This is a genomic window from Brevibacterium sp. CSND-B09, assembly GCF_052906525.1.
This window is the reverse complement of record NZ_JBREGI010000001.1, coordinates 391,714-404,556: the sequence shown is the minus strand read 5'-3', so window position 1 is coordinate 404,556 and position 12,843 is coordinate 391,714. Positions and strand designations below refer to the sequence as shown.

General features: G+C 65.8%; 9 protein-coding genes. 4 read left to right on the top strand and 5 right to left on the bottom strand.

The window, feature by feature from the left end; genetic code table 11:
• Nucleotides 1-49: 49 nt before the first annotated feature.
• Both ACU4IU_RS02065 and ACU4IU_RS02060 read left to right on the top strand, forming a co-directional pair.
• Nucleotides 50-847, top strand: a complete 798-nt coding sequence (locus tag ACU4IU_RS02065) for a carbon-nitrogen hydrolase family protein (RefSeq protein ID WP_172168832.1) — start codon at nucleotides 50-52, stop codon at nucleotides 845-847.
• 60 nt (nucleotides 848-907) lie between these two features.
• Nucleotides 908-1,603 carry a TetR/AcrR family transcriptional regulator gene (locus ACU4IU_RS02060; RefSeq protein WP_139470248.1) on the top strand — a complete coding sequence of 232 codons (696 nt, stop codon included), beginning with the start codon at nucleotides 908-910 and terminating at the stop codon, nucleotides 1,601-1,603.
• Between the two features lie 46 nt (nucleotides 1,604-1,649).
• Here the strand turns inward: ACU4IU_RS02060 and ACU4IU_RS02055 are convergent, their stop codons facing one another.
• Both ACU4IU_RS02055 and ACU4IU_RS02050 read right to left on the bottom strand, forming a co-directional pair.
• A complete protein-coding gene (locus tag ACU4IU_RS02055; RefSeq protein WP_446655759.1) occupies nucleotides 1,650-2,030 on the bottom strand; it encodes a hypothetical protein in 381 nt (126 codons plus the stop codon).
• Nucleotides 2,027-3,607, bottom strand: a complete 1,581-nt coding sequence (locus ACU4IU_RS02050) for an acyl-CoA carboxylase subunit beta (RefSeq protein ID WP_139470250.1) — start codon at nucleotides 3,605-3,607, stop codon at nucleotides 2,027-2,029. The genes ACU4IU_RS02055 and ACU4IU_RS02050 overlap by 4 nt, the downstream gene beginning before the upstream one ends.
• Before the next feature lie 67 nt (nucleotides 3,608-3,674).
• Here ACU4IU_RS02050 and ACU4IU_RS02045 point away from each other — a divergent pair, with 67 nt between their 5' ends.
• The gene (locus ACU4IU_RS02045) at nucleotides 3,675-4,547 is read left to right on the top strand and encodes a biotin--[acetyl-CoA-carboxylase] ligase (protein ID WP_259356613.1); all 873 of its coding nucleotides are present in this window, start codon (nucleotides 3,675-3,677) and stop codon (nucleotides 4,545-4,547) included.
• Nucleotides 4,547-6,244 (top strand): adenylate/guanylate cyclase domain-containing protein, encoded by a 1,698-nt coding sequence (locus ACU4IU_RS02040; protein ID WP_139907456.1) that lies wholly within the window; start codon nucleotides 4,547-4,549, stop codon nucleotides 6,242-6,244. Before ACU4IU_RS02045 ends, ACU4IU_RS02040 begins: the two co-directional genes overlap by 1 nt.
• Nucleotides 6,245-6,380: 136 nt before the next feature.
• Here ACU4IU_RS02040 and ACU4IU_RS02035 read toward each other — a convergent pair whose 3' ends face one another.
• From ACU4IU_RS02035 to ACU4IU_RS02025, 3 genes are all read right to left on the bottom strand, one after another.
• Nucleotides 6,381-9,131 (bottom strand): DNA topoisomerase IV subunit A, encoded by a 2,751-nt coding sequence (locus tag ACU4IU_RS02035; RefSeq protein ID WP_139907457.1) that lies wholly within the window; start codon nucleotides 9,129-9,131, stop codon nucleotides 6,381-6,383.
• A gap of 147 nt (nucleotides 9,132-9,278) precedes the next feature.
• Nucleotides 9,279-9,833 carry a TetR/AcrR family transcriptional regulator gene (locus tag ACU4IU_RS02030; RefSeq protein ID WP_139470258.1) on the bottom strand — a complete coding sequence of 185 codons (555 nt, stop codon included), beginning with the start codon at nucleotides 9,831-9,833 and terminating at the stop codon, nucleotides 9,279-9,281.
• 277 nt (nucleotides 9,834-10,110) lie between these two features.
• On the bottom strand, nucleotides 10,111-12,783 hold the full coding sequence (locus ACU4IU_RS02025) for a bifunctional acetate--CoA ligase family protein/GNAT family N-acetyltransferase (RefSeq protein ID WP_139907458.1): 2,673 nt from the start codon (nucleotides 12,781-12,783) through the stop codon (nucleotides 10,111-10,113).
• Nucleotides 12,784-12,843: the final 60 nt, after the last annotated feature.

Sequence of the window (12,843 nt, the reverse complement as noted above, 5' to 3'; positions counted from 1 at the left end):
CAGGTAGTAATTGGGGAGATAGGGTGGAGGGAACGACTGGAGGATGAGAATGAAGTTCGCGCTCGCTCAGATCAACACCACCACCGAGGTGGCCGACAACCTTGAGAAGGTCCGTTCCTATTCCCGCCGGGCCGCCGCGGCAGGCGCACAGTTCGTCGTCTTCCCCGAAGCGACGATGTCGGCGTTCGGATCCGGCCTGCGCACCATCGCCGAGGAGCACTCCGAGACGTGGCGGGCCGCGCTGAGCGAGCTCGCCGCCGAGACCGGAATCACCGTCGTCGTCGGCGAATTCGCGGCCACGGACGACAAGGTCATCAACCTGCTCGCCGTCTATTCCCCTGACGGCCGGCGCAGCGACTATGCGAAGATCCACCTCTACGACGCCTTCGGATTCAAGGAGTCCGACACCGTCGAGGCGGGAGAGGCGCCGGTGCTCTTCACCATCGACGGCGAGGACATCGGCCTGGCCCTGTGCTACGACATCCGGTTCCCGAAGCTCTTCGCCGAACTCAGTCGGCGGGGCGCACGCCTGACCGTCGTCGCCGCCTCCTGGGGTGCGGGACCGCGCAAGGCCGAACAGTGGGAGATCCTCGCCCGCGCCCGTGCCCTGGACTCGAATATGTTCATCGCCGCCCTCGGCCAAGCCGATCCCGAAGTGACCGGCGTCCCGGTTCCGAAGAAGGGGCCGACCGGGGTCGGCCACAGTCTGGTCTCCGACCCCCTCGGGAAGGTGCTGAACTCACTCGACGGTGCCGAACGACTCGAGATCGTCGAGATCGACCTCAGCGCCGCCGATACCGCAGCGGAGACGGTTCCGGTGCTCACGAACGCGAAACTCGGGTACTGAGCTTGAGACGGGCGCTCAACGCATTTCCGGTGAAAATGCAGCGACTGCAATACTGTTCCCATGAGTTCTGGTTCAGAGGTCCAAACGTCACCGCCGGTCGAGGGACTGCGCGAACGCAAGAAGCGTGAACGCGGGCAGGCTCTCCGCCGTGCCGCCATCGACCTGGCCCTGGAGAAGGGCTATCACAACGTCACCGTCGAAGACATCTGTGAGCGCTGCGGAGTCTCCCGACGAACCTTCTTCAACTATTACTCATCGAAGGACGAGGCGCTGCTCGGTCGCGCGGACACCGTCTTCGACGAAGAGGACCAACCGGCCATCGAGGAATTCGAAGCCGGGGGACCCCACGGGCGTCTCGTCGCCGACCTCGAACATCTGCTCGCATTCATCGTCGCCACTCGGATGGAGAAGCGCGACGATATGCACCAGTACCATCTCATGCTGAAAAAGGACCCGTCGCTGATACCGCTGCAGATGTCGCGGATGGGCAACAACGAACGGCTCTTCCGGCAGATCATCCAACGCCGACTCGACGGGACCTCCTCGGCGCCGGTGGACGTCATGGGGGCTCACTCCGGTGACTATGCCGACGACGATATCGAAGTCTCCCCGCGAGCCGAAGCCGTCGCCGCCTTGGCGATGATGGCGCTCAAGGCGACGTTCACCCGGATGCGACGAGTCGACGGAGATCCGGGACCAGTGATCGACAGACTCTTCGACGAACTGCGTGCGCTCTTCCGCGAAGAAGCCGACTAGAGAAACAGCAGACGGGAGTCCGTCGAGGGCCGGGTCCGGCGGGGCCTCAGCGACCCAGGTGCTGGTCCCAGGTCTGGGGGAGGCGCTTGCGCACATTGCGGCGTGGAGCCCGGAAACCCGCCCGATCGCCCTTGCGGGTTTCGGACTCGGCCTCCGCGCTGGCCTGCTGGGCCGCATAGGCGATCGCCACCTGACGGATCGCCACGACCGCGGCCACAGCCGCCGCACTGGCCATCTCGTCGCTGATCGGTTCGCCGTCATCGGCGCGCACCTGTGAGCGTCCCTCCACGGAGGGCACCCGCAGCGCCCCGTCTGAGGCTGTGGCCTCGCCCTCCTCGGCGGCCGCGTCCTCGCCGGGGCCGGTCACCTCGGCGTCGACTTCGCCGGGCAGGTCCGCCTCGGCGTCGGTCTGCAGATCATCGCTCATAGGGGGATGTTACCGTGCTTGCGCGCGGGAGCGTCGACGTGCTTGTTCTTCAGCGCACGCAGGGAACGCACGATCCGGCTGCGGGTCTCGCTCGGCTTGATGACGGCGTCGATGTAGCCTTCCTCGGCGGCCAGGTACGGGTTGAGCAGCGCATCCTCGTAGTCCTGGATGAGTTCGGCACGCGCCGCTTCGACGTCCTCTCCGGCCTCTTCGACGGCCTTGAGCTTACGGCGATAGACGATGTTCGCCGCACCCTGGGCGCCCATGACCGCGATCTGCGCGCTCGGCCAGGCGAGATTGATATCGGCACCGAGCTGCTTCGACCCCATCACGCAGTACGCGCCGCCGTAGGCCTTGCGGGTGATCAGGGTGACGAGCGGAACGGTGGCCTCGCCGTAGGCGTAGATGAGCTTGGCGCCGCGGCGGATGATGCCGCCGTACTCCTGGTCGGTGCCCGGCAGGAACCCGGGCACATCGACGAAGGTGAGGATCGGCAGGTTGAAGGCATCGCAGAGGCGCACGAAGCGTGCGGCCTTCTCCGAGGCGTCGATGTCGAGGGTGCCGGCCAGCTGCATGGGCTGGTTGGCGATGACGCCGACGCTCACCCCTTCGACGCGGCCGAAGCCGGTGACGACGTTCGGAGCGAAGAGCTCGGAGACCTGCAGGAAGTCGCCGTCGTCGAGGATCGTGGTGACGACGTCGAGGATGTCGTAGGGCTGCGAAGGCGAATCCGGCATGAGCGTGTCCAGCGCCTCGTCCTCGGGAGTCACCGACAGATCGGACTCGAATTCGTCGGCATCGGCCGGGTCGAGGTTGTTCTGCGGCAGGAACGAGAGCAGGTCGCGCACATAGTTGAGCGCATCGTCCTCATCCGAGGCCAGGTAGTGCGCGTTTCCGGACACGGTGTTGTTCGTCCGTCCGCCGCCGAGCTCCTCATGGCCGACGGACTCTCCCGTGACGGTCTTGATGACGTCGGGGCCGGTGATGTACATGTGGCTGATCTGATCGACCATGATCGTGACGTCGGTCAGTGCGGGGGAGTACACGGCGCCGCCGGCCGAGGGGCCCATGATGAGCGAGATCTGGGGGATCACTCCGGACGAGGCGACATTGAGGCGGAAGATCTCGGCGAACAGCGCAATCGATCCGACGCCTTCCTGGATCCGGGCGCCTCCCGAGTCGTTGATGCCGATGATCGGGCAGCCGAGCTTGAGAGCGAGCTTCTGCACCTTGACGATCTTGCGGCCGTTGGCTTCGGCGAGGGATCCGCCGAGGACGGTGAAGTCGTGAGCGAAGACCGCGACGGTCTTGCCTTCGATCGTGCCCAGTCCGCAGACGACTCCGTCACCGTCGGGGCGGTTGTCCTGCATCCCGAACTGGTGATTGTGATGGCGGGCGAATTCGTCGATCTCTTGGAAGGAGTCGGCGTCGAGGAGAGCGTCGATGCGTTCACGGGCGGTCTGTTTGCCGCGCTTGTGCTGGTTGTCCACCGAGCGCTGATTGCCCGTGTGGGCTGCTTCTCGGCGCTGGGTGAATGCGTCGATGCGCTCGGCTGTGGTCCGTGGGGTATCCGTCATGTCTCCACAATAACGATGACGTGAGACTTCGTTGTGCACTCTCACCAAAAGAATCTAGAGTGGTCTGGTGAACAGCCAACACAATTCCCTCCTCGTCGACGTCGACTCAGTGCGCCGCACCGCTGCGGACCGAGGTCTCTCGCTCCCGCCGCTGATCTGGGACGATAGCTGCACGTCGACGAATGACGAACTTGCGCGAGTGGTCCGGGAAGGAGCCGACGCCGGTTCGCCCGTGGCCGAATTCACCATCCGCGGCACCGACTTCCAGAACGCCGGACACGGCCGACTGGGCCGGACCTGGACGGTGCCCGCCCGCCGGTCGCTGACGTGGTCGATTCTGCTCACACCCCCGGCCGGGTTCTCCCAATGGGGATGGATCCCGCTCATCGCCGGTGAGGCCGTGCACTCCGCTGTCACCGAGGCGGGAGTGCCCGCCGCGATCAAATGGCCCAACGACGTGCTCACCGCCGAGGGCAGGAAGCTGTGCGGGATCCTCGCACGCGTCGAACCCCTGGCCGGCGGACCGCGGATCGTGTTGGGGATGGGGCTGAACACCCGGTTGGAGCCTGCTGATCTGCCGCGCGAAGACGCGAGCTCAATTGCGATCGAAACCGGAGCCGACGGTTCAGAAATTGATCATGAAGCATTGCTAATCTCGATTCTCGGCACACTGATCCCCTGCTACAGAGAGCTGATCGACTATGGAGATGAGGATTTCCGCGACAGCCGCACAGCGCGGAGAGTGCGTGATCATATGGTGACGCTCGGGTCGCGGGTTCGAGTGGAGAGGCCCGACGGTTCCGACATCATCGGCACCGCCACGGGGCTGGACGCAGGAGCCGACCTCATCATCGACGATCAGGTGTGCTTAAGCGCCGGAGACGTCCACCATCTGCGTCCGGCCGCGGCCCCGACCGCTGCGGAGAGGAGCGAAGACTGATGGCGGTTTCGGACTTCACCGCCGGATTCGACATCGTCGAACCGGAACGGCTGGGCACACCCGAGGTCGGAGAAGCCGCAGGCACCTCCGCAGAGACTCGGCCGGCCGACGCCGGCACCCAGTCGCACAGCGACGCGCCCCGGTCCGCCGACGCATCGCAGCCGACCGCTCAGTCCCAGTCCGATGCCGTACCCCGGACGGAGTCGGATAGCCGGTCCGCCCCCGATTCTTCGCCGAGCCCGGAGCCGAAGGACGACGGTGAGACCTCGTCGACCGCCGAGGCGGACGATCGTTCCCCGGACACCCTCCCCGAGGAGGCGGCCGAGTCGAGTGCGGGCGATCCGTATGATGACGTCGACGGCGATGACGAGCCTGTCGGCGGCCTGACGGGGTCCGCTCCTCAGGCAGGAGAGGTCGGCGCGCAGCTCGCCGACGAGGTCACGGCTGATCCTGGCGCACCCCCCGCGGATGCTGCCGATGCGGATGCGGATGCGGCCGACCCGGACATCGACGTCGATGAGGACTTCTTCAGCGGACTGCGTGAGGATCCGCGCACCACAGCGCTGCCGATCATCGACGAGGACGACGCCGACGGAGCTCTCGACGCGGACGGTCCCGACTTCGACGACACGATCTATGAGACCCGAACCGCGGCCGAACGACTCGAAGAGATCCTGCTCGACGGCAAGCGCGTCCTCGACCGACGGGAGGCCGCGAAACTCGGCGGGATCTCCACGGTCTCGGCCCGGAAGATGTGGCGGGCCCTCGGCATGTCCCAGGCGAAGCCGACGGATAAGGCCTACACCGTCAGCGATGCGCACGCCCTGCGGATCTGGGCCAAGCCCGTCGCCGACGGTCTCATCGACCAGACCACCGCGCTGTCCCTGGCCAGGGCGATCGGCCAGACGACGGACCGCCTCGTCGTCTGGCAGATGGAGACCCTTGTCGAATTCCTCACCGAGGAGAAGGGACTGACCGACCCGGAAGCACGCCGGGATGCCCTGGCCGTCGTCGAAGAGATGATCGACCCGCTGCAGAAGATGCTCACCTACTCCTGGCGGCGCAACCTCGCCGACGTCATGGGCCGTCTCAACGTCAATGTCTCCGACGGGCTGGCCATGGACAACAGGCAGGGCTGGTACGACTCCTCGATGCCGTTGGCCCGCGCCGTCGGATTCATCGATCTCGTCTCCTTCACCCGCCTGTCGCAGAAGATGGAGCCACGGCAGCTGGCGGACATGGTCCAGGAGTTCCAGGGCATGGCCTACAACATCGTCGCCACCGGCGGCGGACGGGTCATCAAGACCGTCGGCGATGAAGTGTTCTTCGCCGCGTCGACCCCTCTGGCCGGGGCCGAGATCGCCATGACGCTGATGGAGCGCGTGACCGCCGCCGAGGACCTGCCCCAGGCGCGCGTCGGCTTCGTCTGGGGACGGGTGCTCTCCCGCCTCGGCGATATCTTCGGCTCCAGCGTGAACCTCGCCGCCCGCCTGACGGCCGTGGCCGACCCAGGGACGATCTTCACCGACGAGGAGACCGCACGAGTGCTCTCGGCCTCGGACGACTACGTCTTCGAACCGCGCGATTCGATTTCGCTGCACGGACTCGGCGAGACCGCCATCGGTGAGATGAAGCGCGGCACCGCCGCCAAGATGCGCCTCGACCTCGACGACGATCCCGAGAACTCAGACCAGTGAGCGGCTGCAGCGGCCGCTGACAGCAGAGGCGGCAGACAGCTGAGCCCAGCACCGAGGTGCTGGGCTCAGCTGCTGAAACGGCCGACGGGCCGAGTGGTTCGCCAGAGCAGGGCCCTCCGTCAGGGCCGGTCCGAGCTCAGAACAGGGCGGAGTCGTCGTCCTCGTCGTCATGGGAGACGATCACGGCGCCTTCGGTGTCGAACTTCGACCGCGCGATCTCGTCCTTGGCCTCATCGAGGTCGAGATCGAGCTCATCGAAACTCGTCGCCAATCCCTGCTGTCCCCGCTGTTCCTTGCCCGCGGATCGCTTTCCGCCGGACTTCGGCTTCTCTTCGCCGGTGCCGGATGCAGAATCAGCGTCAGCTTCGGCTGATGCCTCAGCCGATTCGTCGCCGTCGGCCGCCGGGGAACGGTCGGCGGATTCGGCACCGCCGAGGCGGGGCAGGGTGCCGATGACATCGATCTTCGATTCCAACGGCGATCCCGTCCCATCGCGACGGGACAATTCGGCCGGAAGCGTGCGTGCACCGCCGGCGGTGGCAGCAGCCTGCGGAGAGTCGCCGACCCAGGCCAGTGACAGTTCGGTCTCGCCCTTGAGGAACTTGTGGGCGCGCACCCCGGAGGTGGCTCGCCCTTTGGTCGGGAACTCGGAGAATTCGCTGACCTTGATCGACGACGATGGGGCGCCGTAGAAGTTCTCACCGCTGGCGATCGTGACGACCGCGAAGCTGCCGAGCTCGGCATCCGCGGCACCGTCCTCGTCGGTCTTCGCCGCCTTCGGAGTCATTCCGAAGAAGATCACCTTCGCCTCGGCGGCCACCTTGATTCCGGCCACACCCGAGGCGTTCCAGCCCTGTGCACGCAGACCGGAGGCGTCGAAGGCGAGCAGCTGAGCATTCGAGGTCACGAATACGGAGAGGGAATCGTCGATGTCCTCGGGTTGGGCGACCCCGACGACGGAGTCCTTTCCCTTGAGGGTGATGGCTTCCCACTCGTTCTTGTTCGGCCGACCGGCCACCGACACGCGTTTGACGACGCCGTCGGCGGTGCCGAGGACGAATTCCCGGTCGAGGTCGATCAGACCGATGATCTTCTCGTTCTTCTCCAACGCCGCATATTCGGCGATCTTCACACCGCCGGCGACATTGGGCCGTGCCGCGGCCGGCGGCAGGGCGGGCAGATCGACGACGTCGACCATGTGCAGTCGACCGGTGGTGGTGATGGCGCCGACCTTGCCCTGAGTGGTGGTGACGATCTCCGAGACCAGCGCATCATGGCTGGAGCGGCGACCCTCACGTGCCAGCGGAGCGGCATCCGAGGTGCGCGCAATGCGTCCGGAGGTCGACAGCAGCACCCGGCAGGGAGAATCGGCGATCTTGAGGTTCGTCGGAGCCTTTTTGCCCTTGGCCGTCAGCTCCTTCATCGAGCCTTCGATGAGGACGGTGCGTCGCGGAGAGCCGATGACCTCGGCCGTGGACTCCAGTTCCGAGGCGACGAGCTCCCGCAGCTTCGCCTCATCGGCGAGCAGCGATTCGAGGTAGTCGATCGTCTTCTTCAGCTCGTCGCGTTCGGCCTCGAGCTCGAGACGCGAGAACTTCGTGAGCCGACGCAGCTGCAGATCGAGGATGTAGGTCGCCTGCAGCTCGGAGAGCTCGAAGACGTCCATGAGGCGGGTGCGGGCCGTGGCCGCATCGTCCGAGGAGCGGATGAGCTGGATGACCTCATCGATGTCGAGGATCGCAATGAGCAGACCTTCGACGAGGTGGAGCCGGTCCTTGGCCTTGCGCAGCTGGAAGACCGTGCGCCTGCGCACCACGTCGATGCGATGGGAGAGGTAGACCATGAGCAGCTCGCGCAGTCCCAGGGTCCGCGGCTGTCCCTCGACGAGGCAGACGTTGTTGATGCTGAACGATTCCTCGAGGGGAGTCTGGCGGTAGAGCTCCGCCAGCACCGCCTCGGGGTTGAAGCCGTTCTTCACGCCGATGACCAGACGCATGCCGTTCTTGCGATCCGAATAGTCATCGATCGAGGCGATTCCGGACAGCTTCTTCGCCCCGACCGCGTCCTTGACCTTCGACACGACCTTCTCCGGTCCCACGAGGTAGGGCAGTTCGGTGACGACGATTCCCTTGCGGCGGGCACTGATGTTCTCGATGGACACGGTGGCGCGGGTGCGGAAGGTGCCGCGACCGGTCTCATAGGCCTCGCGCACTCCGTCGAGGCCGATGATCCGTCCGCCGGTGGGCAGATCCGGGCCGGGGATGAAGCGCATGAGCTCCGAGAGTCCGGCATCGGGATTGCGGATGAGGTGGGCACAGGCGGCGATGACCTCGCCGGGATTGTGCGGGGCCATGTTCGTGGCCATGCCGACGGCGATGCCCGAGGCGCCGTTGATGAGCAGATTCGGGAAAGCGCTGGGCAGGACTTCGGGCTGGGTGAGTGTGTTGTCGTAGTTCGGCACGAAGTCGACGACGTCTTCGTCGAGCCCGGCGATCATGTGCATCGACGCGGTCGTGAGTCGAGCCTCGGTGTAGCGCGGGGCAGCGGGACCATCGTCGAGGGAGCCGAAGTTGCCGTGGCCGTCGACCAGGGGCACACGCATGATGAAGCCCTGGCTGAGGCGCACGAGGGCGTCGTAGATCGCGGTGTCGCCGTGCGGGTGGAGCTTGCCCATGACATCGCCGACGATGCGCGAGGACTTCACATGTCCGCGGTCAGGGCGCAGCCCCATATCGCCCATCTGGTAGACGATGCGCCGCTGGACGGGTTTGAGGCCGTCCCTGGCGTCGGGCAGTGCGCGGGAGTGGATGACCGAGACCGCATATTCGAGGAACGAACTCTCCATCTCTGAGGAGACGTCGACTTCGATGACTCTGCCTTCGGGCATGGAACTCCTTTGACGCACGAACTGTTCGATTCGAACACCCGCCCGCGCCGAGGCTAGACCTCAGCGGGGGAGGGCACCCGTCGATTCTAGCGTTCGATTTGCGAACTCCTGCTCAATCGGGCGTCCCCGGAGGGTTCGTGTCGGAGCTCAGGCATCGTCGCGGCCGCTGCGCAGCCACTGGAAGAACTCCTTGAGGTATGCCTCGACATGCGAGCGCTCAGCCGTGCCGGCGACGAGTTCGCTGACCATCATGCCCGCGACCGAGCTGTTGACCCGTTGCGCGTATTCGGCGTCGATGCCGGCGAAGCGCATGATGAATTCCCTGATCGCGCGGAGGTTCTTCTCCTTGGCGATCACTGCCTCAGGCGGCAGAGCCGGATCCAGGCTGAGCATCATCATCGTGTAGAACCGGTTGCGGTCCGTGGTCAGCCAGTTCATGCAGAAGTCGATGGCGACCTCGATCGGGTCAGCGCCCGGAGCACGTACCAGCTCCGGCAGGCGTTCGAGCTGCTGGGAGTTGAGCTCTCCGATGCGTTCCATGATTCCGGTGATCAGGGCATCGCGGGTGCGGTAGACATTCGAAGTCGACCCCACCGGCAGTTCGGCCAGTGCATCGACTGCCCGATGGGTGAGTCCGCGGACTCCTTGTTCGGCGACTACGGCGATCGCGGAGTCGGTGACGACGTCTCTGCGCGAAATCATGACTGTGAGGCCTCGCTCTCATGGGACACCTGCTGAACGCGGGCGCCTGGGACGGTGGATGACCAGTGACTGGCCACAGACAATGGCCGCCGGAGCGGCCATTCATTAAAACACGAATTCATAACATTTCGTGGTGAACGGATACAGACACTACCCGTCAAGTCTGCGAATTGGTATAGGACGCGCCAATATGCCGCTGTGACAGTGAAATTCGAAGACGGCCTGCGGCGGGTGTGGATTCTCCTTTCAGCTGGGCGGGCGTCTGCTCCGATCCGTCTCAGCTCAGCAGTCGACGGGTGCTGTCGATCCGAGTCGGGTCGGGCAGGAGGTCGACGTGGGCGCTGAGCACATGCGACTCGGTCTCTGTGGCGACCATCGGGTGGATGACGAGCTCGAGGATCTGCGGATGGTTCTCCACCAGCACAGCGAGCCTCTCCAGCACATTGCGCAGCGGTTCGATGTTCATCGGCGGCAGACCGCGATAGCCGAACAGCCGCGGGGAGGCCTTGATCGACCGGATCATGTCCCCGGCCTCCTTGTCGGTGATCGGGGCGACCCGATGAGCGACATCGCCGAGCAGCTCCGTGGTGTCCCCGGCCAAAGAGAACGCCAGCAGCGGACCGAGCAGCGGATCCTCACCGGCGCGGAGGACGCAGGGGACACCATGCGGGGCCATAGCTTGGACGTCGACGAGCGGCTCATCCTCACCGGCCAGCTGCCGGATGGTCTCCTGGATCGCGGTGAAATCCTCGGCGAGCTCCTCTGGGGTGTCGATGTTCAGGCGCACACCGCCGAGCTCCATCCGGTGCCGCAGCACCGTGGTCACGGCCTTGAGGGCGACCGGATACCCGATCTTCTCAGCCGCGGCGATTCCTTCGTCCACCGAGGAGGCCGTGACGTAGGGAAGCACCTCGATTCCGTAGGCGCTGAGCAGGTCGCGGGCGTCGTCGCGTTCGAGCCTGACGGGGGAGCCCGGCTGTGCCCCCTCCAGGGCTGCGTCGATGATCGTCCGCACCTTCTTGTCATCGATGTCGTCGAGCTCGGTGTAGCGCCCGTGGTCGGCGGCCCTCCACCGGGCATAGTCCGTGGCCCTGGCCAGAGCCCACACAGCATCTTCGGGACCGATATAGCTGGGGACGGTGTGGGAGACCCGGCTGCCGGCCTCATCGGTGAGGTACGTGGTCAGTTCGTCTTGGACACCGTGGATGCCGAGGAAGCAGGCGACCGTGGTCTTCCCCGAGCGTGCGGCCGACTCGGACAGCAGGCCGGCGATCTCCGTCTCCTCCGCACCGGCCGACGGGGTGAAGGTGACGATGACCGAGTCGACGTCGTCGCGGGCATACATCGCATCGAGTTCGGTCCGGAAGGTCTCCGCATCGACCTCGGGGTGCAGGGACACGGGCTCGGTGTCGACGCGCAGACCTTCGGAACGGGCGCGCTGCATGATCAGGGTGCTCATCGCCGCGGAGTTGCCGATGACCCCGACCCGGCGGCCCGCCGGCAGCTTCTGGGTCGAGAACACCTGGGTGAGGTCGAAGAGCTGGTGGATCGTATCCGCGCGGATCACTCCCGCCTGCTCGAGCACCTGGTCGAGGGTGTTCGGCGCCAGGGAAGAGGTACGCACGATATGCCCGGGCGGCAGCTCCCGGCCCGTGAGGTCGGACTTGATGACGACGACGGGTTTGACGCGCGAGACTCGACGGGCGATGCGCGAGAACTTGCGCGGGTTGCCGATGGATTCGAGGTAGAGACCGACGGTCTGCGTGGCCGGATCCTCCTCCCAATACTGGAGGAGGTCATTGCCGGAGAGATCGGCGCGGTTGCCTGCGGAGACGAAGGTGGAGATGCCCAGTCCGCGGGTCTTCGCCGCCGCGAGCAGGGCGGTGCCCAGCGCCCCGGACTGACTGAAGAGCCCGAGCGTTCCGGAAGCCGGGAGGAACGGGGCCAGAGAGGCGTTGAGCGAGATGTCGGCGGCCTCGTTGACCAATCCGAAGGAGTTCGGCCCGACCACGCGCATTCCGTAGGCGCGGGAGGTTGCGACCATGCGGCGCTGGAGTTCGGCCCCCTCGGGACCGGTCTCGGCGAATCCGGAGGAGATGACGAGCACGGCTTTGACCCCGTGCACGGCACAGTCCTTGACCACCTCGGTGACGGACTCGGCGGGCACGGCGATGACCGCGAGGTCGGCCTTGCCCGGCAGATCGGCGAGGCTCGGATAGGCCTGGACGCCGGCGATCTGATCGGCTTCGGGGTGGACGACCCACAGGTCGCCGGTGAACTTCGCGGCCGTGATGTTGCGGATGAGCAGATGTCCGGTGGAGTTGCGTTTGCGGCTGGCGCCGATCACCGCCACCGAGGCGGGGTGGAGGACCGTGCGCACGCTCAGGGCCTCGGCCCTGTGTTCCCTGGAGGCCTGCACTTCGATGGACCGTGCCGTGGGATCGATGTCGAACTTCACGGCCACGACACCGTCATCGAAACCGCGGGAGACCTCGTAGCCGGCGGCCTGGAAGACCTGCAGCATCGACCGGTTCTGGGGAAGCACCTCGGCGGTGAATCGCTGGATCCCCGATTCGCGCGCGGCCGCGGCCAGATGCTCCAGCAGGATCGAACCGACCCCGCGACCCTGGTGGGCGTCGGCGATGTTGAACGCCACCTCGGCGTCGGTGTCGGTGATCCGATCGAAGCGGCCGACGCCGATGATGTCGTCGCCGATGAGCATGATCAGCGCCACTCGGTCGTGGTGGTCGACGTTGACGAAGCGGTCGAGGTCGCGTTTGGGAAGTCGGGGCAGCGGAGCGAAGAAGCGCAGATAGACGGACTCCGGCGATTGGGCCTCGTGCATGCGGGCCAGAGCAGCGGAATCATCAGGGGTGATCGGGCGAAGGTGGGCGGTGCCGCCGTCGCGGAGGACGACATCGGCTTCCCACCCGGCAGGATAGTCTTCCATGGTCCCAGCATATGCGTCGGGCGTCCTGATATGGCCGACCTCGCTGGGACAAGTCAGAGG